The sequence below is a fragment of the Erwinia sp. QL-Z3 genome (genome assembly GCF_004551645.1).
GTDB lineage: Bacteria > Pseudomonadota > Gammaproteobacteria > Enterobacterales > Enterobacteriaceae > Erwinia > Erwinia billingiae.
In genome coordinates this window covers 1505589-1530299 of record NZ_CP037950.1, presented here as the reverse complement: position 1 = coordinate 1530299, position 24711 = coordinate 1505589, and the positions used below count along the sequence as shown (strand labels likewise).

General features: G+C 55.0%; 26 protein-coding genes. 15 read left to right on the top strand and 11 right to left on the bottom strand.

The features are described 5' to 3' along the window. Positions 1–63 precede the first annotated feature (63 nt). From rfaQ to coaD, 5 genes are all read left to right on the top strand, one after another. Positions 64–1146, top strand: coding sequence for a putative lipopolysaccharide heptosyltransferase III (gene rfaQ / locus E2F51_RS07675; RefSeq protein ID WP_371732179.1), 1083 nt, complete (start codon positions 64–66; stop codon positions 1144–1146). Continuing rightward, on the top strand, positions 1139–2272 hold the full coding sequence (locus E2F51_RS07670) for a glycosyltransferase family 4 protein (RefSeq protein WP_134823143.1): 1134 nt from the start codon (positions 1139–1141) through the stop codon (positions 2270–2272). Before rfaQ ends, E2F51_RS07670 begins: the two co-directional genes overlap by 8 nt. 102 nt (positions 2273–2374) lie before the next feature. Further along, positions 2375–3649 (top strand): lipid IV(A) 3-deoxy-D-manno-octulosonic acid transferase, encoded by a 1275-nt coding sequence (waaA, locus tag E2F51_RS07665; RefSeq protein ID WP_041691839.1) that lies wholly within the window; start codon positions 2375–2377, stop codon positions 3647–3649. Continuing rightward, positions 3650–4438 carry a glycosyltransferase family 2 protein gene (locus tag E2F51_RS07660; RefSeq protein ID WP_053145272.1) on the top strand — a complete coding sequence of 263 codons (789 nt, stop codon included), beginning with the start codon at positions 3650–3652 and terminating at the stop codon, positions 4436–4438. Next, entirely contained in the window at positions 4435–4911 is a 477-nt protein-coding gene (coaD, locus tag E2F51_RS07655) for a pantetheine-phosphate adenylyltransferase (RefSeq protein ID WP_013200103.1), read from the top strand. Before E2F51_RS07660 ends, coaD begins: the two co-directional genes overlap by 4 nt. Positions 4912–4914: 3 nt before the next feature. Here coaD and mutM read toward each other — a convergent pair whose 3' ends face one another. The 4 genes from mutM to radC all read right to left on the bottom strand — a co-directional run bounded on the left by mutM (position 4915) and on the right by radC (position 7182). Further along, positions 4915–5724, bottom strand: a complete 810-nt coding sequence (gene mutM / locus E2F51_RS07650; protein WP_013200102.1) for a bifunctional DNA-formamidopyrimidine glycosylase/DNA-(apurinic or apyrimidinic site) lyase — start codon at positions 5722–5724, stop codon at positions 4915–4917. 85 nt (positions 5725–5809) lie between these two features. Then, positions 5810–5977, bottom strand: a complete 168-nt coding sequence (gene rpmG / locus E2F51_RS07645; RefSeq protein ID WP_001051798.1) for a 50S ribosomal protein L33 — start codon at positions 5975–5977, stop codon at positions 5810–5812. A gap of 17 nt (positions 5978–5994) precedes the next feature. Beyond that, positions 5995–6231 carry a 50S ribosomal protein L28 gene (gene rpmB / locus E2F51_RS07640; RefSeq protein WP_013200101.1) on the bottom strand — a complete coding sequence of 79 codons (237 nt, stop codon included), beginning with the start codon at positions 6229–6231 and terminating at the stop codon, positions 5995–5997. Positions 6232–6513: 282 nt separating this feature from the next. Beyond that, the gene (gene radC, locus E2F51_RS07635) at positions 6514–7182 is read right to left on the bottom strand and encodes a DNA repair protein RadC (RefSeq protein ID WP_134823142.1); all 669 of its coding nucleotides are present in this window, start codon (positions 7180–7182) and stop codon (positions 6514–6516) included. Between the two features lie 198 nt (positions 7183–7380). Between radC and coaBC the strand changes: the two genes are divergently transcribed. From coaBC to slmA, 3 genes are all read left to right on the top strand, one after another. Beyond that, entirely contained in the window at positions 7381–8595 is a 1215-nt protein-coding gene (gene coaBC / locus E2F51_RS07630; protein ID WP_134823141.1) for a bifunctional phosphopantothenoylcysteine decarboxylase/phosphopantothenate--cysteine ligase CoaBC, read from the top strand. Then, the gene (gene dut / locus E2F51_RS07625; protein WP_041691838.1) at positions 8573–9031 is read left to right on the top strand and encodes a dUTP diphosphatase; all 459 of its coding nucleotides are present in this window, start codon (positions 8573–8575) and stop codon (positions 9029–9031) included. The genes coaBC and dut overlap by 23 nt, the downstream gene beginning before the upstream one ends. Positions 9032–9151: 120 nt before the next feature. After that, positions 9152–9748: a nucleoid occlusion factor SlmA gene (gene slmA / locus E2F51_RS07620; RefSeq protein ID WP_013200097.1), complete on the top strand. Its 597-nt coding sequence runs from the start codon at positions 9152–9154 to the stop codon at positions 9746–9748. Between the two features lie 38 nt (positions 9749–9786). Here the strand turns inward: slmA and pyrE are convergent, their stop codons facing one another. Then, positions 9787–10428, bottom strand: a complete 642-nt coding sequence (pyrE, locus tag E2F51_RS07615; RefSeq protein WP_013200096.1) for an orotate phosphoribosyltransferase — start codon at positions 10426–10428, stop codon at positions 9787–9789. A gap of 54 nt (positions 10429–10482) precedes the next feature. Next, positions 10483–11199, bottom strand: a complete 717-nt coding sequence (gene rph, locus E2F51_RS07610; protein ID WP_013200095.1) for a ribonuclease PH — start codon at positions 11197–11199, stop codon at positions 10483–10485. Between the two features lie 212 nt (positions 11200–11411). On the opposite strand from rph, the gene E2F51_RS07605 reads away from it, so the two are divergent. Further along, positions 11412–12596 carry a NupC/NupG family nucleoside CNT transporter gene (locus E2F51_RS07605; protein WP_013200094.1) on the top strand — a complete coding sequence of 395 codons (1185 nt, stop codon included), beginning with the start codon at positions 11412–11414 and terminating at the stop codon, positions 12594–12596. 35 nt (positions 12597–12631) lie between these two features. Here the strand turns inward: E2F51_RS07605 and E2F51_RS07600 are convergent, their stop codons facing one another. Beyond that, entirely contained in the window at positions 12632–13057 is a 426-nt protein-coding gene (locus tag E2F51_RS07600; protein WP_013200093.1) for a DUF3574 domain-containing protein, read from the bottom strand. 158 nt (positions 13058–13215) lie between these two features. Between E2F51_RS07600 and E2F51_RS07595 the strand changes: the two genes are divergently transcribed. Continuing rightward, positions 13216–14079 carry a YicC/YloC family endoribonuclease gene (locus tag E2F51_RS07595; RefSeq protein WP_013200092.1) on the top strand — a complete coding sequence of 288 codons (864 nt, stop codon included), beginning with the start codon at positions 13216–13218 and terminating at the stop codon, positions 14077–14079. A 67-nt stretch (positions 14080–14146) separates the two neighbouring features. Here the strand turns inward: E2F51_RS07595 and E2F51_RS07590 are convergent, their stop codons facing one another. Together E2F51_RS07590 and E2F51_RS07585 are read right to left on the bottom strand one after the other, a co-directional pair. Next, positions 14147–16198: a TIM-barrel domain-containing protein gene (locus E2F51_RS07590; RefSeq protein WP_134823140.1), complete on the bottom strand. Its 2052-nt coding sequence runs from the start codon at positions 16196–16198 to the stop codon at positions 14147–14149. A 12-nt stretch (positions 16199–16210) separates the two neighbouring features. Then, complete coding sequence (locus E2F51_RS07585) at positions 16211–17557, bottom strand: glycoside-pentoside-hexuronide (GPH):cation symporter (RefSeq protein WP_106382020.1); 1347 nt, start codon at positions 17555–17557, stop codon at positions 16211–16213. 283 nt (positions 17558–17840) lie between these two features. Between E2F51_RS07585 and E2F51_RS07580 the strand changes: the two genes are divergently transcribed. Continuing rightward, positions 17841–18179 (top strand): zinc ribbon domain-containing protein YjdM, encoded by a 339-nt coding sequence (locus E2F51_RS07580; RefSeq protein WP_013200089.1) that lies wholly within the window; start codon positions 17841–17843, stop codon positions 18177–18179. A gap of 84 nt (positions 18180–18263) precedes the next feature. On the opposite strand, the gene E2F51_RS07575 is transcribed toward E2F51_RS07580, so the two are convergent. Continuing rightward, a complete protein-coding gene (locus E2F51_RS07575; protein WP_134823139.1) occupies positions 18264–18944 on the bottom strand; it encodes a DJ-1/PfpI family protein in 681 nt (226 codons plus the stop codon). A 134-nt stretch (positions 18945–19078) separates the two neighbouring features. On the opposite strand from E2F51_RS07575, the gene E2F51_RS07570 reads away from it, so the two are divergent. Then, positions 19079–19696: a trimeric intracellular cation channel family protein gene (locus tag E2F51_RS07570; protein ID WP_013200087.1), complete on the top strand. Its 618-nt coding sequence runs from the start codon at positions 19079–19081 to the stop codon at positions 19694–19696. On the opposite strand, the gene ligB is transcribed toward E2F51_RS07570, so the two are convergent. After that, the gene (ligB, locus tag E2F51_RS07565; protein ID WP_134823138.1) at positions 19671–21362 is read right to left on the bottom strand and encodes an NAD-dependent DNA ligase LigB; all 1692 of its coding nucleotides are present in this window, start codon (positions 21360–21362) and stop codon (positions 19671–19673) included. The genes E2F51_RS07570 and ligB overlap by 26 nt on opposite strands. Positions 21363–21612: 250 nt before the next feature. On the opposite strand from ligB, the gene gmk reads away from it, so the two are divergent. The 3 genes from gmk to spoT are packed head-to-tail and all read left to right on the top strand — an operon-like array spanning position 21613 to position 24710. Beyond that, positions 21613–22236, top strand: coding sequence for a guanylate kinase (gene gmk, locus E2F51_RS07560; RefSeq protein ID WP_134823137.1), 624 nt, complete (start codon positions 21613–21615; stop codon positions 22234–22236). A gap of 53 nt (positions 22237–22289) precedes the next feature. Continuing rightward, on the top strand, positions 22290–22565 hold the full coding sequence (gene rpoZ / locus E2F51_RS07555) for a DNA-directed RNA polymerase subunit omega (protein WP_004154766.1): 276 nt from the start codon (positions 22290–22292) through the stop codon (positions 22563–22565). Between the two features lie 21 nt (positions 22566–22586). After that, entirely contained in the window at positions 22587–24710 is a 2124-nt protein-coding gene (gene spoT / locus E2F51_RS07550) for a bifunctional GTP diphosphokinase/guanosine-3',5'-bis pyrophosphate 3'-pyrophosphohydrolase (protein ID WP_013200084.1), read from the top strand. Position 24711 lies beyond the last annotated feature (1 nt).

Here is a 24711-nt window from a genome sequence, read left to right as displayed (position 1 = left end):
CGACATTTTTACTGGCAGGCCCCTACTTGCAGTGGGTCAACTCAACATTGAGATCTCATGAGCATGGCTACTCCGCAAACCAGCCCGATGTTTACGCCAAAAACCATTCTACTGATCAAACTCCGCCATCATGGCGATATGCTGCTGACAACCCCGGTGATCCACGCCCTGCGCCAGCAATATCCCGATGCCAGTATTGACGTGCTTTTGTATAAAGAGACGCGCCCGATGCTGCAGGCGCATCCGGACATCCGACAGATCCACTTTATCGATCGTAACTGGAAAAAAGAGGGTGCCTGGCAGCACATCCGGCATGAGGTGGCGTTAGTCTCCGCCGTTCGCCAGTGTCACTACGACCTGGTGGTTAACCTCGCCGACCAGTGGCGCAGCGCCATTATTACCGCCTTCTCGGGTGCGAAAGTCAGGATTGGTTTTGATTACCATAAGCGTCGCAATGCCATCTGGCGCCTGGCGCATACCCATCGGGCCACCACTGAACAGCATGGAAATCTGCATACGGTTGAACAAAACCTGATGGCGTTAACGCCGCTGAATATCCCTTTCCACGGCTTCCCGGCCTCAATGCACTACAGTGAGAGCGACTGGGAAACCACCCGCACTCAGCTGGACCAGCGTCAGCCAACCCGTAAACCTTACATTGTGATTCAGCCCACGTCCCGCTGGCTGTTTAAGTGCTGGGAAGACGATAAAATGGCTGGGCTGATTGACCGTCTTGCCTCAGACGAAATGGATATTGTGCTGACCGCCGCGCCAGATAAGAAAGAGCTGGCGATGATCGACAATATTCTCTCGCTATGTCAAAACCGTCAGGCTATCTCTCTGGCAGGTAAACTGACTCTGCCGCAGTTAGCCGCGCTGATTGACCATGCCAACCTGTTTATCGGCGTCGATTCCGCCCCAATGCATATGGCTGCCGCGCTGGATACACCCTGTATTGCGCTGTTTGGCCCAACCAAGCTGAAGCAATGGCGGCCGTGGGGCGACAACAATAAGGTGATCTGGGCGGGTGACTATGCGCCGCTGCCCTCACCGGACAGCATCGATACCAAAACGGAAACGCGTTATCTCAGCGCCATCCCACTTGAAGACGTGGTGAAAGCCGCAAGGAATTATCTGGATGAGTAAGGTCAGACTGGCCATCGTGCGCCAGAAATATCGCCCCGATGGCGGCGCCGAGCGTTTTATCTCACGTGCGCTGGAAGCGCTGGATGACGATAGCCTGGAGTTAAACATCATTACCCGTAGCTGGCAGGGAGAACCCAAGCCAGAGTGGCACCTGCATATCTGCAACCCGAAAAAGTGGGGCCGGATCTCCCGCGAACGTGGCTTTGCCGTGGCCGCGCGGGCCTGCTGGCAGCAGGAGAAGTTCGATATCGTGCAAAGTCACGAGCGCATTGCGGGCTGCGATATTTTCCGCGCCGGCGACGGCGTGCACCGGGTGTGGCTGGAACAGCGCGCCCGGGTCGTGTCTCCGGTGCAGCGATTGCTGACGCAGGTAAGCCGTTATCACCGCTATGTGATGACCGCAGAAGAAGAGATGTTCCGCTCCCCTGCGCTTAAAAAGATCATCTGCAATTCACTGATGGTGAAAAACGACATCATGCGCTGCTTCCAGGTGCCGGAAGAGAAGTTTGCGGTGATTTATAATGCCATCGACTCCACGCGCTTTATGCCCGCAACCGCCGAGCAACGTCAGCAGTCTCGTGAACAGCTTAACCTGCCGGATAATGCGAAAGTGTTTATCTATGTCGGTTCAGGCTTTGAACGCAAAGGTCTTAAGGCCAGTATCAGCGCGCTGGCAGCGACCGATGCGCACCTGTTGGTGGTCGGGCAGGACAAGCAGCAATCACGTTACGAAAACCTCGCGCGCAGCCTGGGGTGCGAAAAACGCATTCATTTCCTGGGCGTGCAGAACAACGTCATCCCCTTCTATCACGCCGCTGACAGCTTGATTCTGCCCACGCTGTACGATCCCTTCCCTAACGTCATTCTGGAAGCGATGGCCTGCGGATTACCGGTCATCACCAGTTTTACCTGTGGCGGCGCGGAATTCATTATCGATGGTAAACAAGGGTTTGTCTGTGATGCGTTGGACGTGCCGGCGTTGACGGCGGCGGCCGTTGCCATCCCACAACGCACGCTGGACAGCCGGATGGGCGATCTTGCCAGGGAAAGGGTCCTGCCCTGCTCTCCGCAACAGCTTGCCACGCAGCTTCATGCGCTATATCAACAAGTGTTGCAGCAGCCCTGATAAGAAGTGTGAGCGGAGACGACTTATCTGCTAACATGCCGTATTATTCCTCTTTTCTGGCATACTCTGGCGCGAGTCTCTCCACTCTGAATAAACACTGTGATGACAACACTTTATACCGTTCTGCTTTACCTCATTCAGCCCCTGATTTGGCTCCGGCTCTGGCTCCGCGGCCGGAAGGCTCCCGCCTACCGCAAACGTTGGGCAGAACGCTATGGCTATTGCGCCGGCAAAGTGAAGCCAGACGGTATTTTGCTGCACTCCGTTTCTGTCGGTGAGACGCTGGCTGCGGTCCCGCTGGTGCGGGCGTTGCGCCATCGCTATCCCTCGATGCCAATCACCGTCACCACCATGACGCCAACCGGCTCTGAACGCGCAGCCTCAGCGTTTGGCAAAGATGTGCACCATGTTTATCTGCCCTACGATCTCCCCGGCTCGATGAACCGCTTCCTCGATAATGTGAACCCGCGTCTGGTGATCATTATGGAAACCGAGCTGTGGCCGAACATGATCGCGCTGCTGCATAAACGAAAGATCCCGCTGGTGATCGCTAATGCCCGCCTGTCTGAACGCTCTGCAAAGGGCTACAAAAAACTCGGCAAATTTATGCAACGGCTGCTGCAACGCATTACGCTGATTGCCGCGCAGAATCAGGAAGATGGCGAACGCTTTATCAGCCTTGGCTTAAAACGCTCGCAGCTGACGGTGACCGGCAGCCTGAAGTTTGATATCTCCGTCACGCCAGAACTGGCCGCCAGAGCGATTACCCTGCGTCGCCAGTGGGCACCTCGCCGTCCGGTGTGGATTGCCACCAGTACGCATGATGGCGAAGAGAGCATTATTCTGGATGCGCACCGTAAGCTGCTGACGCGTTTCCCCAATTTATTGTTAATTCTGGTTCCCCGTCATCCGGAGCGTTTTTCTACCGCCCGCGAACTGACGCAGAAAGCCGGACTCAGCTACACCCTTCGCAGCAGTGGCGAGATCCCGTCAGGCAGCACGCAGGTGGTGATTGGCGATACGATGGGTGAACTGATGCTGCTTTACGGCATTGCCGATGTGGCCTTTGTTGGCGGCAGCCTGGTCGATCGTGGCGGCCACAATCCGCTGGAAGCGGCCGCACATGCTATCCCGGTGTTGATGGGACCTTATACCCTCAATTTCAAAGATATCTGCGCCAAGCTGCAGCAGGCTGACGGCCTGATTACCGTCACCGATGCGGACTCGCTGGATAAAGAAATTGGTACGCTGCTGACCGACGAAGATTATCGCCTTTACTATGGCCGTCATGCCGTCGAAGTGCTGCATCAGAACCAGGGTGCGCTGCAGCGTCTGCTACAGTTACTCGAACCCCATCTGCCACAGCGGAATCACTAAATGTCTTCACGCCAGGCTCTTTCAGTCGTGCTGATCGCCAAAAACGCGGCTGACCTGCTGCCAGAATGTCTGGAGTCCGTGAGCTGGGCCGATGAGATCGTCCTGCTCGACTCAGGTAGCAGTGATGGCACACCCCAGGTTGCTGCCCGACACGGCGCAAAAGTCTTTCACTCCACGGAATGGCACGGCTATGGCCGTCAGCGTCAGCTGGCGCAGAGTTATGCCAGCCATCCGATGATTTTGATGATCGACAGCGATGAGCGCGTGACGCAACAGCTGCGCGCTTCGATAGAGGCCGTGCTAACAAGCCCCGCCTCAGCTGACGCGGTGTACAGTCTGGGTCGCCGTAACCTGTTTTTAGGCCGCTTTATGCGCCACAGCGGCTGGTATCCGGACCGGGTCACCCGCCTCTATCCTTCCCGCTATCAATACAACGATCACCAGGTGCATGAGTCGCTCGACACCCAGGGCGTTGCCGTGACTGCGCTGAAAGGCGATCTTCTGCATCTGACCTGTCGTGACTTTTCTGCCTTCCAGTGGAAACAGTTCGCCTACGCGGAGGCCTGGGCAAAACAGCGCTATCATCAGGGCAAGCGCTGCGGCATTGTTTCCATCTTTACGCACACCATCGGCGCCTTCTTCAAAACGCTGGTTTTGCGTGCAGGTTTTCTGGATGGCAAACAGGGCTGGCTGCTGGCGGTCGTCAATGCGCAGTACACCTTCAATAAATACGCGGCGCTTTGGGCGCTGAATAACTCTTCTCACGCTTCCGGCAAGGGCGGTCTATGAGCACCAAAGCGATTTATCCTGGCACCTTTGATCCGATGACCAATGGCCATCTGGATATCGTGACGCGAGCCGCGTTGATGTTTGACCGTATCGTACTGGCTATCGCGGCCAGTCCCAGCAAGAAACCGATGTTCACGCTGGAAGAGCGCGTAAGCCTGGCGCAGCAGGTGGTAGCCCATTTGCCGAACGTGGAGGTGGTGGGATTCAGTGATTTGATGGCGAACTTTGCCCGCGATCAGCAAGCCAATGTGCTGGTAAGAGGCCTGAGGGCCGTCTCTGACTTTGAATATGAGATGCAGCTGGCCCACATGAACCGCCATCTGTTGCCGGAGCTGGAGAGCGTGTTTTTGATGCCTTCAGAGCAGTACTCGTTTATCTCTTCTTCGCTGGTGAAAGAAGTGGCGCGTCACAAAGGTGATGTGAGCGCCTTTCTACCGCAGCCCGTTTTTGACGCGCTGCAGGCTAAACTCTAAGCCTTATTTCTGACAGGTCGGACAATAAAAGGTACTGCGCTGGGCGTGCTTCGCGCTCTTAATCGGCGTGGCACAGACCCGACAGGGTTCGCCTGCCCGACCATACACCTGCAACTCCTGCGCGAAATAACCCGGCTTACCGTCCGTCTGCAGAAAATCACGCAGCGTTGTTCCCCCTTGCTCAATTGAACGTAGCAGTACCGCCTTGATGGTTTTCACCAGCAAAGCCGCTTCGTCCTGAGTCAGGGTCATGGCCGGACGATCGGGATGGATCCCGGCAACAAACAGGGATTCGCTGGCGTAAATATTCCCCACTCCCACCACCAGTTTGTTATCCATCAGCCAGGGTTTAACCGGCGTCCGCTTGTTTCTCGACTTATCAAACAGATACTCCGCCGAGAAGGCATCATGCAGGGGTTCCGGGCCAAGATGGGCCAGCACATTGCTCGCGGCTAAATCCGTGCACCACAGCCAGGCACCAAAGCGGCGAGGATCGGTATAACGCAGGACCTTACCGTTGCTCATCACCAGATCGACGTGGTCATGTTTGGCAGGGGGAAGCTCTTCGGGCAGCACGCGCAGGCTACCGGACATACCCAGGTGAATGATGATCCAGCCGTGCGGCAGCTCAATCAGCAGATACTTGGCACGGCGTTGCACGCTGAGCACTGGTTGATCGCTGAGGCTTTGAATTTCGAGGGAAACCGGCCAACGCAGGCGGTCATTGCGGACAATAGCATGAAGAATAGTGGCGCCCACCAGATGCGGTTCAATGCCGCGGCGGCTGGTTTCGACTTCAGGTAACTCCGGCATGTACTTGCCTCCCGTTAAGGTCCGTTATCCTCTTTTAAAAACAAAAAACCCGGCCGAAGCCGGGTTTTTCATCCACTGAAATCAATTACTTGATTTTAGCTTCTTTATAGATCACGTGCTGGCGGACAACTGGATCGAATTTCTTCAATTCCAATTTTTCCGGCTTAGTACGCTTGTTCTTCGTGGTGGTATAGAAGTGACCTGTCCCAGCAGAAGAAACCAGCTTGATCTTCTCACGAATACCTTTAGCCATGATTCAGTTCCTTTACCTTAGTACTTCTCACCGCGGGTACGCAGATCGGCCAGGACCGTCTCAATACCCTTTTTATCAATTACGCGCATGCCTTTGGCAGTGACGCGCAGTGTAACGAAGCGCTTTTCGCTCTCAACCCAAAAACGGTGAGAGTGCAGGTTCGGCAGGAAACGGCGTTTCGTCGCGTTCATTGCGTGGGAGCGGTTGTTACCCGATACCGGACGCTTGCCAGTTACTTGGCAGACTCGTGACATGTCTATTCTCCAAAAATCAAATCAGCTCGAGCTTTAAAAATAAGGTTTTGGCCGCCTCGTCAGGCTCTAAGACCCTCCAGGCGAGTTCAATGTGAACCCGCTGAGTAGGCCTATTTGCCAAACCCGAGATTCTCAAAGGTGGCGTAGTATACGCCCTGCGCCGCCGCTGCTCAAGTCCCGAACAGATAAAGATCCCTCTGGATCGTGCAAAATAGCTTCATTTGAACACTTACCCGTTCTTAACTCGGGACAAAAAATGAGCTTTTAGCCGAACCGGGTGGGCTAGAGCCACCCGCGTTCGGCAAAAGAGACCGACTCGCCGTACCCAATGACAATATGGTCCAATACGTGAATATTCATTAACTGACAGGCCGCGACAATTCGCCGCGTGACCTGATGGTCAGCCCTACTGGGGCGGGCAATCCCGGAGGGATGATTATGTGCCAGAATCAGCGCAGCCGCATTTTTCGCCAGCGCCTCTTTGACGATTTCCCGTGGATGAACTTCGACGCTATTTAAGGTTCCGGCAAACATTTCGCACGCGTGAATCATCCGGTGCTGGTTATCAAGAAACGCCACCATAAAAATTTCTCGCTCACGGTGCGCAAGTTGACTGATAAAAAAGGTAAGCATATCGGCCGTCCCGCCCGCCAGCTGGCGCTCCTGAACCGGAATACTGGAAAAGAAACGGCGGGCTAACTCGGCTATCGCATTGATCTGAGTATATTTTGCATCGCCTATCCCCTTAACCCGATCAAATGCCGTCCGGTCTGCCGTCATCAAATGGTATAACGAGCCAAATGTCCCTATTAGCTGCTGCGCCAGCGCCATCACATGCACACCGCCCGATCCCGTGCGTAAAAACAGCGCAAGTAATTCGGTATCGTTCAATGCCTCAACGCCTTTCACCAGTAATTTTTCTCTCGGCGGTAACTCCGTCCACTGTTTCATATTGCGTATCCCTTCTTCCTCAGCCCGAAAAAGCATGGCATTATATACAGTACTTTTCCACCCTTCCGGTCTGACTCTGCGAATTGTCTCGCAAAGGCTACAGAGTGCTAACAGGCACCGCCGGATGAGTATGGTAAAATAGCGGCATTGTGGCGGCAGTGAGCCGCGTCAGTCTGACTCTACAGGGCGGATAGCAAGATGACGGGATTAACCGGTAAACACATTGTTCTGGGCGTAAGCGGCGGTATCGCGGCCTATAAAGCACCCGAACTGGTCAGGCGCCTGCGCGATCGCGGGGCTGAAGTGCGCGTGGTGATGACGGAAGCGGCAAAAGCCTTTATCACACCGCTTAGCCTGCAGGCTGTTTCTGGCTATCCGGTGTCTGATGACCTGCTCGATCCGGCAGCGGAAGCGGCGATGGGGCATATCGAGTTGGGGAAATGGGCCGATTTGGTGATCCTGGCACCCGCGACCGCGGACCTTATTGCGCGGGTGACGGCAGGGATGGCAAATGACCTCGTGACCACCATCTGCCTCGCCACACCGGCACCGATTGCCGTGGTGCCGGCAATGAATCAGCAGATGTACCGGGCACCGGCCACCGAGCATAATTTGCAGGTGCTGGCACAGCGGGGTGTGCTGATTTGGGGGCCGGACAGCGGCAGCCAGGCCTGTGGTGATGTCGGTCCAGGCCGGATGTTAGATCCGCTGGCGATTGTGGATGAAGCGGTGAACTGGTCTTCACCCGTCAACGATCTGAAACATCTCAACATTATGATCACCTCCGGTCCCACCCGTGAATCGCTGGATCCGGTTCGGTTCATTACTAACCACAGCTCAGGTAAGATGGGCTTCGCGATTGCCGCCGCGGCGGCAAAACGGGGCGCAAACGTCACCTTGATCAGTGGTCCGGTGGCATTAAAAACGCCGCAATGGGTTAAACGCACCGACGTGTTAACCGCGTTAGAGATGCAGCATGCGGTGATGGCAAGCGCCGCTAAACAACATATTTTTATTGGCACGGCAGCCGTTGCAGACTATCGTGCCGCTGAAGTTGCGCCAGATAAAATCAAAAAACAGGGTGATGAAGTCACCCTCAAAATGGTAAAAAACCCCGACATCGTTGCAGGGGTCGCGCACATGCAGGAAGGCCGCCCTTACGTCGTAGGGTTTGCGGCAGAAACCCAGAATGTGGAAGAATACGCGCAACAAAAACGGGTCCGTAAAAACCTGGATTTAATCTGCGCCAACGATGTTTCGAAAGCCGGGCAGGGTTTCAACAGTGATACCAATGCTCTGCACCTTTTTTGGCAGGAGGGAGAAAAAGTCTTACCGCTCAGCGATAAGTCACTCCTTGGCCAACAGTTACTAGACGAGATAGTCAGCCGTTATGATGAAAAAAATCGACGTTAAGATTTTAGATGCGCGTGTGGGTAAAGACTTCCCATTACCTACCTACGCCACCTCTGGATCGGCAGGTCTTGACCTGCGCGCCTGCCTGGATGAAGCCATTTTACTGGCACCAGGCGCCACCACGCTGGTGCCTACCGGTCTGGCTATTCACATTGGCGACCCGCAACTGGCAGCAGTCATTCTTCCCCGCTCTGGCCTTGGCCATAAACATGGCGTGGTGTTGGGTAATCTGGTCGGTCTGATCGATTCGGATTACCAGGGCCAGCTGATGGTTTCCGTCTGGAACCGCAGTCAGGAAGCCTTCAACATTGAACCCGGCGAGCGTATCGCGCAGATGGTCTTCGTGCCGGTCGTTCAGGCTGAATTCAATCTGGTAGAAGACTTTGATACCAGCGATCGCGGAGAAGGTGGCTTTGGTCACTCTGGTCGCCAGTAAGCGTCTGCCTGCAGATCGTTAGCCAGTCACTTATCCTTATTTTCGCCGTGAGCGCTTTGCTCACGGACGTTGCGTGGGCTACTGCCCTATTAAAGTGATATTTCAGGGGTTTTTCAGGTCATGGCAGAGAAAAAGAGTGCGAAAAGGAATCGTCGCGAAGAAATATTGCAGGCTCTGGCACAAATGCTGGAATCAAGCGATGGCAGTCAGCGGATCACCACGGCCAAACTGGCCGCCAACGTTGGGGTTTCGGAAGCGGCGCTGTATCGCCATTTTCCCAGCAAAACCCGGATGTTTGACAGCCTGATCGAGTTTATTGAAGACAGCCTGATTACGCGCATCAATCTGATTTTGAAAGACGAAAAAGAGACGCTGCCGCGTCTGCGTCTGATTATCCAGTTAATTCTGGGTTTTGGTGAGCGTAATCCGGGTTTAACGCGCATTCTGACCGGCCATGCACTGATGTTTGAACAGGACCGTCTGCAGGGACGAATCAATCAGCTGTTCGAGCGCATTGAAGTGCAGCTGCGTCAGGTGCTTCGCGAGCAGAAATTGCGGGAAGGCGAGGGTTTTGTGACCGATGAAACGCTGCTGGCCAGTCAACTGCTGGCGTTCTGTGAAGGCTTGCTTTCACGCTTTGTCCGTTCCGGCTTCCGCTACCGTCCAACGGTAGACTTTGATACCCGCTGGCCATTGCTGGCGTCTCAGCTGGTGTAAACAGACTGCGGGTCAGAGGGATCTGACCCGCGACACTCTTAGATACCGTACTCTTTACGGTAAGCGCGAACCGCCACCAGATGGTCTGCCATCTCCGGCTTCTCTTCCAGATAAGCAATCAGCTCTTCCAGCGTAATAATCGAAATCACCTTACAGCCGTAATCCCGCTCAACTTCCTGAATGGCTGACTCCTTGCCACGTCCGCGTTCCTGACGATCCAGCGAAATCAGCACGCCAGCCAGCGTGGCATGACTTGCTGAAATGATCTCCATCGATTCGCGGATGGCGGTACCGGCCGTGATCACATCGTCCACCAGCATAATGCGCCCCTGCAACGGGCTGCCCACCAACGTGCCACCTTCACCGTGCGTCTTGGCTTCTTTACGGTTGAAGCAATAAGGCACATCGCGATCGTGATGGTCGGCCAGCGCGACGGCGGTGGTGGTCGCAATTGGGATACCTTTGTACGCCGGACCAAAAACCAGGTCGAAATCAATACCGGAATCTACCAGCGCCTGGGCATAGAAACGCCCAAGTAACGCCAGATCGCGGCCCGTATTGAACAGGCCAGCATTGAAGAAATAAGGGCTGGTGCGCCCTGATTTCAGCGTGAACTCACCAAACTTCAGCACCTGCTTGTTGATGGCGAATTCGATAAATTGGCGCTGCCAGGCTTTCATGTCTTGGTCCTCTGCTTGTCATAAAAAAGGCGACTCACGGGTCGCCTCATAAAATCAGTCTTTCAGCGCTGCTTTCTGCGCCAGAATCAGGGAATCAATTCCCCCTCTTGCCAGAGCAAGCAGCTGGAGCAGCTCATCGTGGCTGAAGGGCTCGCCTTCTGCGGTGCCCTGCACTTCAATCATGCGGCCATCTTCCGTCATCACCACATTCATGTCGGTTTCAGCGGCGGAGTCTTCGACGTATTCCAGGTCGCACAGCGCTTCGCCGTTAACGATACCGACGGAAATGGCGGCCACCATCCCTTTCATTGGATTGGTTTTCAGCTTGCCGATAGAGACCAGATGGTTCAGGGCATCGGCCAGCGCCACGCAGGCACCGGTGATGGAGGCGGTACGGGTTCCGCCATCCGCCTGCAGCACGTCACAGTCCAGGGTGATGGTGAATTCACCCAGCGCCTTCAAATCCAGCGCCGCACGCAAAGAGCGGGCGATCAGACGTTGAATTTCCAGCGTGCGGCCACCCTGCTTACCTTTCGCGGCTTCGCGGGCATTACGGCTGTGGGTCGCGCGCGGCAGCATGCCGTACTCAGCGGTTACCCAGCCTTGTCCCTGACCTTTCAGAAAACGCGGTACGCCTTCTTCGATGGTGGCGGTACACAGCACTTTGGTATCACCGAATTCAACCAGAACTGAACCTTCAGCATGTTTGGTGTAATGACGGGTCAGTGTGACAGGGCGCACTTGTTGTGCGCTACGGCCTGCAGGACGCATGGTTTCTCTCCGGCTAGCAAATCAGTATTGGCTGCGCATTATACGGATTTCACCGCCGAATGCCTACGTTCGCCTGATGCAGACGGCGTTTCTTATGCCTGAGATGACTTTCTTACGTCTAAAATTGCAGCGCAGCGCAACGCAGAGTGAAAAGCGCGGCAAGTTGTGGCTAAATGCTGCCTTCTCTCATTAGTCTGCCGGACATCATTGAAATGCCTGACGTACTTCATTTTCTTCTGGCCCTTGTGGTCATCTTTTGCCTGGCGTTGCTGTTCAGTAACGACCGTAAAAAAATCCGCCCTCGGGTGATCCTTCAGCTGGTCGTGATTGAAGCCGCGCTGGCCTGGTTCTTCCTGCACGCGTCCAGTGGCCTGACGCTGGTCACCGCGGTGTCCGGATTCTTTGAAACCCTGCTGAAATTTGCCGGGCAAGGATCGGAGTTCGTCTTTGGTGGCATGGCAAGTCAGGGTCTGGCCTTCATCTTCCTGGGTGTGCTCTGCCCGATCATCTTTATCTCGGCACTGATCGGGATTTTGCAGCACCTGCGTATTTTGCCGCTGCTGATCCGTCTGGTCGGCACGGTTCTGTCGAAAGTGAACGGGATGGGCAAACTGGAGTCGTTTAACGCGGTCAGTACCCTGATCCTCGGCCAGTCTGAGAACTTTATCGCCTATAAAGGCATTCTGGCTGATATCTCCCCTCGCCGCCTGTATTCAATGGCTGCGGCGGCGATGTCGACGGTGTCACTGTCGATTGTTGGCGCCTATATGTCGATGATTGAACCGCGCTACGTGGTGGCGGCTTTGCTGCTTAACATGTTCAGCACCTTTATTATCCTGTCGATCATCAATCCGACGGTGCCAGGCGACGAGCCGGAAATCAAACTGGAAAAGCTGCACGAAGATCAGAGCTTCTTTGAAATGCTGGGGGAATACATTCTTGCCGGCTTTAAGGTGGCGATGATTATTATGGCGATGCTGATTGGCTTTATTGCGCTGATTGCTGCGGTCAACGCCATCTTCTCCAGCCTGTTTGGCATCAGCTTCCAGGAAATCCTCGGCTACATCTTCTGGCCATTTGCCTGGTTGATAGGCATTCCGGCCCCGGATGCGCTGCGAGCAGCCAGTATCATGGCGACCAAACTGGTGGCAAATGAGTTTGTGGCAATGATTGAGCTGAAGAAAATCGCGGCGGAGCTTTCACCTCGCGGGCTTGGCATCCTCTCCGTCTTCCTGGTTTCGTTCGCCAACTTTGCTTCCATTGGCATTGTCGCGGGCGCGATCAAAGGCCTGAACGAACAGCAGGGCAACGTGGTTTCCCGCTTTGGTCTGAAGCTGGTCTACGGGTCGACGCTGGTCAGCCTGCTGTCAGCCGCCTTTGCCGGTTTGGTGCTGTAATCTGACAATCAGCCCGGCGTGATGCCGGGCTGAACTTAAAAGCCGACACAGACCGGGCTATCCACCCGCATCACCGACTCCTGCTGGAAGCGCTGCTTGTAACGCGTGCGCAGGGCTTCAATATTCTGCTGGTCCTGCTTGCCTGGCGCATGGATCAGCATCAACGCCTTACTGCCCTCTCGTGCCACCTTGCCGTCTTCTCCCAGCCACTGACCTTTGGCATCAAATACCGTCAGGCCATCTTTGAAGCGTGGCGTAACCTCGCTGTCGACAAACGATTGCCATTCAGCGTGAGTGATATCCGCGCCATGAGGCCGGCTCAGACCAAAATAAAGCGTGGTTTGCTGCATGGCATCGCCCACCTGGCAGCTGGCGGGGGTCACGGTAGTTTGCTGGCTGGAAGCCATGCAGCCGCTGAGGGTAAAGGCGACAGCCACAGCAATAACGGAAGAGGTTTTCATGAAGTTCCTGATGCAGATTACGGGTAACTGCATCATAAGCTGGCCCGGGTAAAAAACCAGTGACGATCGCTGATTTCATTGAGTTTAGCCGAATGCCTGTTAAGGCCTGGCTTGCGCCGCTATAATCCGTTTATCTTTCTCAGAAAACGGGTACGCACATGATCCGCAGTATGACCGCCTACGCGCGGCGTGAAACCAAAGGCGAATGGGGCAGCGCAGCCTGGGAACTTCGTTCCGTTAACCAGCGCTATTTAGAAACCTACATCCGCCTGCCGGAGCAGTTCCGTGGCCTGGAGCCGGTGATCCGTGAGCGCATCCGTAACCGCCTGACCCGCGGTAAAATCGAATGCAACCTGCGTTTTGACGCCGATCCCAGCGCGCAGAGCGCGTTGGTGCTGAATGAAAAGCTGGCTGTTCAGCTGGTTCAGGCCGCTAACTGGGTCAAAATGCAGAGCGATGAAGGGGAAATCAACCCGGTTGATATTCTGCGCTGGCCTGGCGTGATGTCTGCCGAAGAGCAGGATTTGGATGCTATTTCCGCCGAGCTGTTAACGTCGCTGGATACCGCACTGGAAGACTTTATCACTTCCCGTGAGACAGAAGGCACGGCGCTGAAAGCGATGATTGAACAACGTCTTGAAGGCGTGACGACGGAAATCGGCAAGGTGCGAACGCAGATGCCAGACGTGTTGAAATGGCAGCGCGAGCGGCTGGTCAGCAAGCTGGAAGATGCGCAGGTACAGCTGGACAGCAACCGCGTTGAGCAGGAACTGATCATGCTGGCACAGCGTGTTGACGTGGCTGAAGAGCTGGATCGTCTGGAAGCGCACGTTAAAGAGACCTACAACATCCTGAAGAAGAAGGAAGCCGTTGGCCGCCGTCTCGACTTTATGATGCAGGAGTTCAACCGCGAGTCGAACACCCTGGCCTCTAAATCGATCAATGCCGAGATCACCACCTCCGCCATCGAGCTGAAAGTGCTGATTGAGCAGATGCGCGAGCAAATCCAAAACATCGAATAACCGCGTCCATGCGTACAAAGCCCACTGTTCAGTGGGCTTTCACCTGACTTCACGATCATTCCAACACTTAACGCGTCACATACTCCCCCAGCTCTTGCTGAACCTGCGAGCCATCACGCACCAGCACGGGAATTGCGTCGAGCGGCGCGGCAACGCCTATCCATTGACCGCCTTCATGCTGCTCCCCGTTTAACTCACGCCAGGTTGTCCCCGCAGGCAGCCAGACACGGCGTTCGCGCTGTCCCTGGTGAAGAATGGGTGCCACCAGGATATCGGGCCCAAACATGTACTGATCCTCCACCTGCCAGCTTTCGCTCTGTTCAGGGAATGCGTAGAACATGGCACGCATCACCGGATCGCCCTGCTCATGAGCCACATCCATCAGGCGGTTGATGTAAGGACGCAGTTTTTCACGGACCAGCAACCAATGGCGCATGATTTGATAGTTATCCTCACCGTAGCTCCAGACCTCATTCGGCGACCCGCTATTACATTGGGCAATACCGTCTCGCCAGGCCTCAGGCGGCTGGATCTGCGGTTCCCGGTAGCCATGCAGACGGAAAACCGGGCAGAAAACGCCCCATTGGAACCACCGGATCAGTAACTCCTGGAAGGCAGGATCGTTAACGTTACCGCCCTGAAATCCGCCGATATCGGTGGTCCACCAGGGAATACCGGCCATCCCCATGTTCAGGCCGGCAGCAATCTGGTTGCGGAGTGAATGGAAAGAGGAATGGATATCGCCAGACCATGCCAGTACGCCATAGCGCTGGCTACCTGCCCAGGCACAACGAACCAGATTGACGATGTCGGTTTCTCCCTGCTCTTTCAGCCCATCATAGAAACCGGCGGCAAACTTCTGCGGATAGATATTACCGACCTCAAGCACCGGGCCAAGGTGATAACGGTAATTATCAAAATCATAGGCGCGGTATTCCGGCTCGGCCTCATCCAGCCAGAACAGCTTGATACCCAGGTCATAGTAATTCTGTTTTACCTTCTCCCAGACAAACCGCCGTGCCTCAGGATGTGTTGCATCAAAGAAGGTGGTGTTGCCCATAAAATCCAGATTGACCGACACGCCGCGATCGGTATTCACCAGATAGCCTTTGGACTTCATCTCTTGATAATTTTCGGTACGGCTGTCGACGGTTGGCCACACTGATACCATCGTTTCGATGCCCAGCGATTTCAACTCGGCGACCATCGCCTTCGGATCTGGCCAGTCTTTGGGATCGAAGCACCAGGTACCCTGATTCGGCCAGTGGAAGAAGTCGATAACGATTACAGACAGTGGCAGGTGACGACGATGATATTCACGCGCCACCTCCAACACTTCCTGCTGGGTTCGGTAACGTAATTTGCATTGCCAAAAACCGGTGGCGAATTCCGGCATTTTTGGCGCAGTGCCTGTTACGGCGCCATATTGACGGACGATTTCCGCAGGCGTCTCACCGGCAGTGATCCAGTAATCCATCTGCTCAGTCACTTTGGCCTGCCACTCGGTCCCATTTTTCGCGAAGGTCGCCTCACCAATAGCCGGATTATTCCACAGCAGCCCATAACCCAGGCTGGAGAGCATAAAGGGCACGCTGGCCTGAGAATTACGCTGCGCCAACTCTAACGTGCAGCCTTTCAGGTCTAACCAGGGTTGCTGATACTGGCCCATGCCATAGATTTTCTCTTCCGGCCGGGCTTCAAAGCGGACGGTCAGCTGATATTTTCCACCGGGAATAGGACGGAACTCACGGGCATCCAGCTTCAGCGCGCTGATGTACTTATCCTGATTCTTTTCGCTGGCGCCAATGCCCACCGTGGTGCGCTGGCGCCAGAACTCTTCCAGCAGTAATTCACCGTGCTGGTTATAAAAAGCCAGCTGGCCTTTGATGTTCAGCACCGCTTTTAACTTGCCGTGGGTGATGCTAAGGGTTTCCGGCCCTTCCGTGATCGACACGGGTGTCTCTTGCGGGTCTGGTAACAGTGCCCAGCATTCATCTTTGATCGGCGGTAAGCAGGTGGCGCGAACGCGCAGGCTGTTCTTCCCCCAGGGTTCAACAACCAGCGTTTGTCGATCGAAATGCCACAGAATACGGCGCTGCTCTGCGATTAACTCGCTCATAGAAACTCCTGATTAGTAACGATCGCTTTGTAGCGATCTTTTCGAGGTATTAACGTCAGCCATCGTGGCATCGCTCAGCGTGTACCAACGCAGCGTCAGCGCGCTGAGAATTGAAAGCACGCCGGGAACCAGGCTGAACAACGCGATAATGGCGGACATGGCGACCGGGTTTTGCATCTCAGCATGGGGAATGTAGCCGCTCAGGCCCAGCGTCCAGCCGACGATCGCTCCGCTCACCGCCATGCCCATTTTCAAGATGGAAAGCAGCGTGGAGAAGATGGTGCCGTCCATACGTTTTCCCTGGGTGTATTCACCGTAATCGACCACATCAGACATCATCACCCACATCAGGGTGGTGGTGATTTGGTAGAAGGTGGAAACCAGTACCACCATCACCACCAGCAGACTGATGGAGGCGGGCAGGAAGAAGATCGCGATACTTAGCAAGCCTGCGGCCCAGGCAGCCAGCCTGAATACCTGCACCTTACTGCGGCCGGTGGTCAGGGGTTTACACAGCGCACTGCCCGCGCTTTTGCCGACGATGTGTGCCCCCAGCAGCCACATAAAATAGCTGGGATTGCCCAGGTGATAGGTCACGTAATACATCATGGCGCCGAGCCTGATAACGCCAAAAGCAATGTTGAAAAACACCAGACCCGCCACAACGCGCCACTGGTCGTTACGCAGTAAGTCGCGCAGGTCGCTGATAAAGTTTTCGTGGCTGGCCGGTGCCTGGATACGCTCCCTGGTATTTCTGAAACAGATCAGGAACATAAAGACGGTTGCGCCAGCCATGATGGCCATCGCCCCCCGATAACCGGCCAGTTTATCTTCACCGCCAATATACTGGGCGAGCGGCATCATCAGGAAAGTGGACATCGCGCCGCCGAGGGTGGCGAGGAAAAAACGGTAGGATTGCAGCGAAATGCGCTCTTCATTATCCGACGTGATGATCGCGCCCATCGAGCAATAAGGAATGTTGATGGCGGTGTACATCAGCATCATCGCTGCGTAAGTCACGCTGGCAAAAATCATTTTTCCGCTCAGCGAGAGGGATTCCGGCACGGCGTAGATCAACAGACAACTGGCACCAAATGGCACAGCCAGCCACAGCAACCAGGGGCGAAATTTACCCCAGCGCGTTTTGGTGCGATCCGCAATGAGGCCCATCAGGGGATCGATGATGGCATCAGCCGCGCGCGCAAGCAGGAACATCGTTCCGACGAAGACGGCGGGTAATCCCACCACATCGGTATAATAAAAGGTCAGGAAAATGATCACATTTTCGAGACCAATATGGCTGGCCATATCGCCAAGGCCGTAGCTGATTTTTTCTTTTACCGATAACGTCTCTTTCATAGATGGCACGCCTGTTGTTAAGGGTTGCAGATCGTGGCCTGGAAGCCTTAAGGGAAACTGACGTTTAGTTATAGAGTTGAGGCGAGGAAGGCTCAATTGCGGGATCTCGTTCCATTTTTATGATTTCTTATTTCTGTGATACCGGTAACTCCTTTATGTCAAAGCGGTACGGAAGGTTGCGCAATGACGACTTCCGGACCTGCATCGGCGTTTTTTGTGGGCTTACGCCAGCCGCCAGGCTAAAATGCCCCCTTATTTTCTATGGATTATTTTGAGGCTTATTATGCAAACCCTTCCTCCCTGCCCGAAGTGTCACTCTGAATATACCTGGCAGGATGGCGCGCTCTTCAATTGCCCTGAGTGCGGTCACGTCTGGTCCGAAGGGGCTGAAGCCGCGTCTGATGACGCGCTGATTGTGAAAGATGCTAACGGCAACCTGTTAGCCGATGGCGACAGCGTCACGGTGATCAAAGATTTAAAAGTGAAGGGCAGCTCAACCCCGCTAAAAATCGGCACCCGAGTTAAAAGCATTCGTCTGGTGGAAGGCGACCACAATATTGACTGCAAAATTGATGGTTTTGGCCCGATGAAGTTGAAATCAGAGTTTGTGAAGAAGAACTAATCCTGAAAGATGGCGAAATCTTAGCGTGAAAATTGCCTGCCCGGCGCCGATGCGTCGGTCCGGACAGGGACCTCGGGGCGATCGTCAGTTGAGCTCGCGGGCCGCTTTTTCGAGGATCGGCATTTTTTCCTCCACCACTTTTTGCATCCGCGCCATCACTCTCTCTCTGACAGCGGGAGGCGCCGTTTCAGGTCGTCCGGCATTGAAAGGCGGCTGCGGTGCGTACTCAAGGCCAAGCTGAATTGACTGCGCCATCTCTTCTCCGGCAATTTCGGCAATCACCACCAGCGCAAAATCGATTCCTGCGGTCACGCCACCGCCGGTAATGATGTGTCCATCCTTCACCACGCGCTCGTTATCCGGGATCGCGCCAAACAGCGCCAGCGAATCACGCCATGCCCAGTGACAGGCGGCTCTTTTCCCCTTCAGCAAGCCAGCGGCTGCGAGGATCATTGAACCCGTACAGACTGACGTCACGTAACTGGCATTCAACCCTAAGCGTCGAATGGCAGCGAGAAAGTCGGCATTCTCGATCGCGTTAGTGCAGTTGCCGCCCGGCACACAGAGCAGATCGCATTCGGTAATTTCATCCAGGGCAGCAAGGCCGGAAAAGCTGAAGCTTCCCACATCGACAGGCTCAGCGCCAAGTGATGCCACCACAACTTTTGCATCCGGCAGGTGGGAAAAAAACTGATAAGGACCGGTGAAATCTAACTGCGTAATTCCCTGATACAACGGCATAACGATGGTAAATGGCTTATTCATTGCACTCTCCCATTTATATCCTGATGACAATTCGGATTAGCTAATCTAATTTAGCTGAATTCGCCTTAAAAAAATTCAATCGTCAATCTGCTGCAGATCCTGCAGGCTTGCCGGCGATCACTCTGGAGCTGGCTATGTTACTTACTGTTCTCTACATCATCGGTATCACCGCTGAAGCCATGACCGGCGCGCTGGCAGCCGGGCGACGCAAAATGGATATGTTCGGCGTCATCATTATCGCCTCGGTCACCGCCATTGGCGGCGGGTCGGTGCGGGATATGCTGCTAGGCCATTATCCACTTGGCTGGGTGCAGCATCCGGTCTATATCATCATTGTGGCCGCAGCGGCCGTCGTCACCACCCAATTAGCCCATCTGATGCCGCACCTGCGCAAAGTGTTCCTGGTGCTGGATGCGCTTGGCCTGGTGGTGTTCTCCATCATCGGCACAAAAGTCGCGCTGGATATGGGCCATGCGCCGATCATTGCGGCAATCTGCGCGGTCATTACCGGCGTGTTTGGCGGCGTGCTGCGCGATATGTTCTGCAACCGCATCCCGTTAGTGTTCCAGAAAGAACTGTATGCCGGCATCGCTTTCGCCTCTGGCTGGATCTATATCCTGCTGTTGAAGACCCCGCTTTCCCACGAAGTGGTGATCACCGCGACCCTGCTCTTCGGCTTTATTGCCCGTCTGCTGGCACTGCGATTTAAGCTTGGCCTGCCCATTTTCAATTACCCTCATGCTGAACACTGATCGATTGCTGAAGATGTGTTGAGAGAAAAGCGATCAGCGCCTGCACATCGGGATGCTGAAGGAAGGTCACGATTTGACCCGCACGCCTTTCGCCTATCTCTGGCAGGCGCTGCCAGTCGGCAACTTTCCGCGAGAGCAGGCTCTGCCAGTTGTCATCATCCAGCGCATCTAACGCCTTGTTGGGAACCGGCACGCCTAACGCCCTGACCCAGCGTTTAAAAGGTTGCTGATGGGTCTGGTTGAACTGGTGATAGAGCTGATTCGCCCTTGCCGGGGTAATACCGGCGATCTGGCTTAACTGTTCTGCCGTTAACGTCAGCCAGGAGAAAAGGTGAGTGAGCTGGCCGGACTGCATAATCCGCTGCCAGGTGCTTTCGCTGGCACCAGATAGAGTTAAGGCGGCCCTGCCACTCAGCCAGACAAGCCGGGCCAGAAGCTGCTGACGACAAACAGGCGTCAGGCTAAAACAGCTCAGGGGATGGAATAAGGTCGCATCAGGCAGCTCAGGAAGCGTGCGATCGGCCACCCGCCAGACCACCTCATCCAGCCGTGGAATGCCTTGCCCCGCCAGGCTGACCGCAACCTGATCGCCGGCGACAATGTCCGCCTCCCGCCAGCGGTTGAACGAACCGACATTGACCCGACTGACCTGCTTATCATCCAGCTTTACCGGGACAAGATTCAGCACCGTACTTATTTTCCCGGTGCGCCCAATCGGAAAATCCACCGAACGGACTTCCGTGGTCACCGTGGCGGGAGGATATTTCCAGGCCACCGACCAGGCGTTCTCGCCTGGCTGCCAGTAAGCGCCTTTAACAGGTTGGCTATGGACCACCACGCCGTCGGTGACAAAGGGTAACGGTTGAGCAAACCAACGTTCACGCCAGCCAGCAACTTCTTCCGCAGAGCGAACCGGTTTACTCCACTCGCCCATCATTGGAAAGCCCGCTGCCCTGAGCCTTTCGATCCTTTCCCGCAAGGTTGCCGGTCCGTCGGGCCACGCCCAGATAAAAATGCCCAGCCTGTTCAGCGTATCTGAGGGGGCATTGCGCCGCATGGCCCCCGCTACCGTGGCACGGGCATTCAGGCCGCCCAGTAACGTCTGTTGGTGATCGGTCATCTTCAGGTAAAGCTCGCCCTGCAAAACGAGGCTGTCAGACCCCAGCGCGATCTGTTGGGGAATATCGGGGATAAAGCGGGCTTTTTCCGTCCAGTCTTCTCCCTGCAATCCATTTCCGCGACTGATCACCTGAGCCAGTTTTCCCCGTTTGTAATGCAGGGTAACGGCCACACCGTCTACCTTGGGTTGCACCCAGAGCGCGTCTTTTCCCGCCATCCACCGTGAAGGCGCCTGCTGGTCAGCCACCTTTTTCACCCCGACGTGAGCCACCGGATGCAGGACTTTGCCGTTACGGGCCAGCGCCGGCTGGCGAAGATCGCTGCCGGGGGCAAAGCAGTGCTGCCACGACTGATACTTAAGTGCCAGCGCATCGTAACGATCGTCCGGCACTTTCTGTTCGCCCGCCCGGTAATAGGCGTCATCCCATGCACTGAGCTGATTTTCCAGCGCATTCATTTCCTGCTCTGCTCTGGCCGGCGTCCAGGCAGGACAAGCGGCCTGCGCGATGCCCGCGAACAAGGCCAGTACCAGCCATAGTTTGTTCATCCCTGTCTCCTTTTAGGGTGCTGTGGGGATTAAATGCAAAAATGGACCGGTTGGCGAGAGGCAAAGAAACGACCTGGAATGCCGCTCGAAAATTGATTTGCCTAGCATGAAAAGCTACATCCATACCGCGACCCGCTTTCCATATTCTGAGAAAATGCACCGCCAGGACGCTGAAACGCTGCATGAAGGGCATCAGCCGTGTATACTGTGCAGGAAGTAGACTCCGCTTTATTGGCATATCAAGATAATCATGGCTCAAGGCACACTTTTTATTGTTTCTGCTCCCAGTGGGGCGGGAAAATCCAGCTTGATTCACGCGTTGCTGAAAACGCAGCCGCTGTACGATACGCAGGTTTCCATTTCCCACACGACGCGGGGAGTGCGTCCCGGTGAGAATCACGGCGAACACTACTTTTTCGTCAGTCATGACGAATTCCGCGGCATGATTAAGGAAGAAGCCTTCCTTGAGCACGCGGAAGTGTTTGGCAACTATTACGGCACCTCGCGTAAAGCGATCGAGCAGGTATTAGCGACCGGCGGGGATGTGTTCCTGGATATCGACTGGCAAGGCGCGCAGCAAATCCGCCAGAAAATGCCCCAGGCACGCAGCATTTTTGTTTTGCCGCCATCGAAAGATGAACTGGATCGTCGCCTGCGTGGCCGCGGACAGGACAGCGAAGAGGTTATCACCAAGCGCATGGCTCAGGCCGTGGCAGAGATGAGCCACTTCGCGGAGTATGATTACCTTATTGTGAACGATGATTTCGACCTGGCACTGTCCGATCTGAAAACCATCATTCGCGCTGAGCGTCTGCGTATGGGCCGTCAAAAATCCCGTCATGACGCATTAATCAGCAAACTATTGGCAGACTGAGGACAACTCAGTATGATGCCCAGTCATTTCGTCACCCGTGGAGTATCACACTTATGGCACGCGTAACCGTTCAGGACGCAGTAGAGAAAATTGGTAACCGTTTTGACCTGGTTCTGGTCGCGGCTCGTCGCGCACGTCAGATGCAGGTTGGCGGTAAAGATCCGTTGGTTCCGGAAGAAAACGACAAGTCTACCGTGATCGCGCTGCGCGAAATCGAAGAAGGTCTGATCACCAACCAGATTCTGGATGTGCGTGATCGCCAGGAACAGCATGAGCAGGAAGCCGCTGAATTGCAGGCCGTAACCGCTATCGCTGAAGGTCGTCGTTAATCACCAGCCTGCAGGTCGCCCTTGTATCTGTTCGAAAGTCTCAATCAACTGATTGAAAAATACTTGCCTGAGGATCAGATTAAACGCCTCAAGCAAGCTTACCTTGTCGCACGTGATGCTCACGAGGGACAGACGCGCTCCAGTGGTGAGCCTTATATCACCCACCCGGTAGCCGTGGCCTGCATTCTTGCTGAAATGAAGCTCGACCATGAAACGCTCATGGCCGCGCTTTTGCACGACGTTATCGAAGACACGCCCGCAACGTATCAGGATATGGAACAGCTGTTTGGTCAGACTGTTGCTGAACTGGTCGAGGGGGTTTCTAAACTCGATAAGCTAAAATTCCGCGATAAAAAAGAAGCGCAGGCGGAAAACTTCCGCAAAATGATCATGGCGATGGTGCAGGATATCCGCGTCATTTTGATCAAACTCGCTGACCGCACCCACAATATGCGTACCCTCGGGGCCCTGCGCCCGGATAAAAAACGACGCATTGCGTTAGAGACGCTGGAAATTTACAGCCCTCTGGCTCACCGTCTGGGTATTCATCACCTGAAAACTGAGCTCGAAGAGCTGGGTTTCGAAGCACTTTACCCAAACCGCTACCGCGTCATTAAAGAAGTGGTTAAAGCGGCCCGCGGCAACCGTAAAGAGATGATCCAGAAAATCCTCTCTGAAATTGACGGTCGTCTGCAGGAAGCCGGGATCCCCTGTCGCGTCAGTGGTCGGGAAAAACACCTCTATTCGATTTACTGCAAAATGCACCTGAAAGAGCAGCGCTTCCATTCCATTATGGATATCTATGCTTTCCGGGTGATTGTCAGTGATTTCGATACCTGTTACCGCGTTCTGGGGCAGATGCACAGCCTCTACAAACCGCGCCCAGGTCGGGTGAAAGACTACATCGCGATCCCCAAGGCCAACGGCTATCAGTCGCTGCATACCTCGATGATTGGTCCGCACGGCGTGCCGGTCGAAGTCCAGATCCGTACCGAAGATATGGATCAGATGGCAGAAATGGGTGTCGCCGCGCACTGGGCTTATAAAGAGCAAGGTGAAAGCAGCACCACCGCACAAATCCGCGCCCAGCGCTGGCTGCAAAGCCTGCTGGAGCTGCAGCAGAGTGCCGGTAGCTCGTTTGAATTTATTGAAAGCGTGAAATCCGATCTGTTCCCGGATGAGATTTACGTTTTTACCCCGGAAGGCCGCATTGTCGAACTTCCTGCGGGCGCAACGCCGGTCGACTTTGCTTACGCCGTGCATACCGATATCGGTCATGCCTGCGTTGGCGCACGTGTCGATCGTCAGCCGTATCCGCTTTCCCAGCCGCTGACCAGCGGGCAAACCGTCGAAATCATCACCGCACCTGGCGCGCGTCCAAACGCCGCCTGGCTGAACTTTGTGGTGAGTTCGAAAGCCCGGGCGAAAATCCGTCAGCTGCTGAAAAACCTCAAGCGCGAAGACTCCGTCAGCCTTGGCCGTCGTCTGTTGAACCATGCGTTAGGGGGCAGCCGTAAACTGGCCGAAATCCCGCCTGAAAATGTTCAGCATGAGCTGGAAAGAATGAAGTTGCCGACCATGGATGACCTGCTGGCTGAAATTGGCCTCGGCAATGCGATGAGCGTGGTGGTGGCGAAGAATCTGCAGCAGGGCGAACACGCTGCGCCTGCACCACAGCAAACAACGACGTCCTCTTCGCGCAATAAGCTGCCAATCAAAGGCGCAGATGGCGTACTGATCACCTTCGCCAAGTGCTGCCGCCCGATTCCAGGCGATCCGATTGTGGCGCACGTCAGCCCTGGCAAAGGCCTGGTGGTGCACCATGAGTCGTGCCGTAACATTCGCGGCTGGCAGAAAGAGCCAGAGAAGTACATGGCCGTAGAATGGGATAAAGTCACCGAGCATGAGTTTGTGGCGGAGATCAAAGTGGACATGTTCAACCATCAGGGCGCGCTGGCGAATCTGACCGCGGCAATCAATACGGCTGAGTCCAATATCCAGAGCCTGAATACGGAAGAAAAAGATGGCCGGGTTTACAGCGCCTTTATCCGTCTGACGGCACGCGATCGCGTCCACCTGGCGAATATTATGCGTAAAATCCGCGTAATGCCGGACGTGATTAAAGTTCATCGCAACCGAAACTAAC

What these genes read in the sequence shown, in the direction of transcription:
- rfaQ (WP_371732179.1), top strand. Translation starts at nt 64, where the DNA reads ATGGCTACTCCGCAAACCAGCCCGATGTTTACGCCAAAAACCATTCTA.
- E2F51_RS07670 (WP_134823143.1), top strand. Translation starts at nt 1,139, where the DNA reads ATGAGTAAGGTCAGACTGGCCATCGTGCGCCAGAAATATCGCCCCGAT.
- waaA (WP_041691839.1), top strand. Translation starts at nt 2,375, where the DNA reads ATGACAACACTTTATACCGTTCTGCTTTACCTCATTCAGCCCCTGATT.
- E2F51_RS07660 (WP_053145272.1), top strand. Translation starts at nt 3,650, where the DNA reads ATGTCTTCACGCCAGGCTCTTTCAGTCGTGCTGATCGCCAAAAACGCG.
- coaD (WP_013200103.1), top strand. Translation starts at nt 4,435, where the DNA reads ATGAGCACCAAAGCGATTTATCCTGGCACCTTTGATCCGATGACCAAT.
- mutM (WP_013200102.1), bottom strand. Translation starts at nt 5,724, where the DNA reads ATGCCGGAGTTACCTGAAGTCGAAACCAGCCGCCGCGGCATTGAACCG.
- rpmG (WP_001051798.1), bottom strand. Translation starts at nt 5,977, where the DNA reads ATGGCTAAAGGTATTCGTGAGAAGATCAAGCTGGTTTCTTCTGCTGGG.
- rpmB (WP_013200101.1), bottom strand. Translation starts at nt 6,231, where the DNA reads ATGTCACGAGTCTGCCAAGTAACTGGCAAGCGTCCGGTATCGGGTAAC.
- radC (WP_134823142.1), bottom strand. Translation starts at nt 7,182, where the DNA reads ATGAAACAGTGGACGGAGTTACCGCCGAGAGAAAAATTACTGGTGAAA.
- coaBC (WP_134823141.1), top strand. Translation starts at nt 7,381, where the DNA reads ATGACGGGATTAACCGGTAAACACATTGTTCTGGGCGTAAGCGGCGGT.
- dut (WP_041691838.1), top strand. Translation starts at nt 8,573, where the DNA reads ATGATGAAAAAAATCGACGTTAAGATTTTAGATGCGCGTGTGGGTAAA.
- slmA (WP_013200097.1), top strand. Translation starts at nt 9,152, where the DNA reads ATGGCAGAGAAAAAGAGTGCGAAAAGGAATCGTCGCGAAGAAATATTG.
- pyrE (WP_013200096.1), bottom strand. Translation starts at nt 10,428, where the DNA reads ATGAAAGCCTGGCAGCGCCAATTTATCGAATTCGCCATCAACAAGCAG.
- rph (WP_013200095.1), bottom strand. Translation starts at nt 11,199, where the DNA reads ATGCGTCCTGCAGGCCGTAGCGCACAACAAGTGCGCCCTGTCACACTG.
- E2F51_RS07605 (WP_013200094.1), top strand. Translation starts at nt 11,412, where the DNA reads ATGCCTGACGTACTTCATTTTCTTCTGGCCCTTGTGGTCATCTTTTGC.
- E2F51_RS07600 (WP_013200093.1), bottom strand. Translation starts at nt 13,057, where the DNA reads ATGAAAACCTCTTCCGTTATTGCTGTGGCTGTCGCCTTTACCCTCAGC.
- E2F51_RS07595 (WP_013200092.1), top strand. Translation starts at nt 13,216, where the DNA reads ATGATCCGCAGTATGACCGCCTACGCGCGGCGTGAAACCAAAGGCGAA.
- E2F51_RS07590 (WP_134823140.1), bottom strand. Translation starts at nt 16,198, where the DNA reads ATGAGCGAGTTAATCGCAGAGCAGCGCCGTATTCTGTGGCATTTCGAT.
- E2F51_RS07585 (WP_106382020.1), bottom strand. Translation starts at nt 17,557, where the DNA reads ATGAAAGAGACGTTATCGGTAAAAGAAAAAATCAGCTACGGCCTTGGC.
- E2F51_RS07580 (WP_013200089.1), top strand. Translation starts at nt 17,841, where the DNA reads ATGCAAACCCTTCCTCCCTGCCCGAAGTGTCACTCTGAATATACCTGG.
- E2F51_RS07575 (WP_134823139.1), bottom strand. Translation starts at nt 18,944, where the DNA reads ATGAATAAGCCATTTACCATCGTTATGCCGTTGTATCAGGGAATTACG.
- E2F51_RS07570 (WP_013200087.1), top strand. Translation starts at nt 19,079, where the DNA reads ATGTTACTTACTGTTCTCTACATCATCGGTATCACCGCTGAAGCCATG.
- ligB (WP_134823138.1), bottom strand. Translation starts at nt 21,362, where the DNA reads ATGAACAAACTATGGCTGGTACTGGCCTTGTTCGCGGGCATCGCGCAG.
- gmk (WP_134823137.1), top strand. Translation starts at nt 21,613, where the DNA reads ATGGCTCAAGGCACACTTTTTATTGTTTCTGCTCCCAGTGGGGCGGGA.
- rpoZ (WP_004154766.1), top strand. Translation starts at nt 22,290, where the DNA reads ATGGCACGCGTAACCGTTCAGGACGCAGTAGAGAAAATTGGTAACCGT.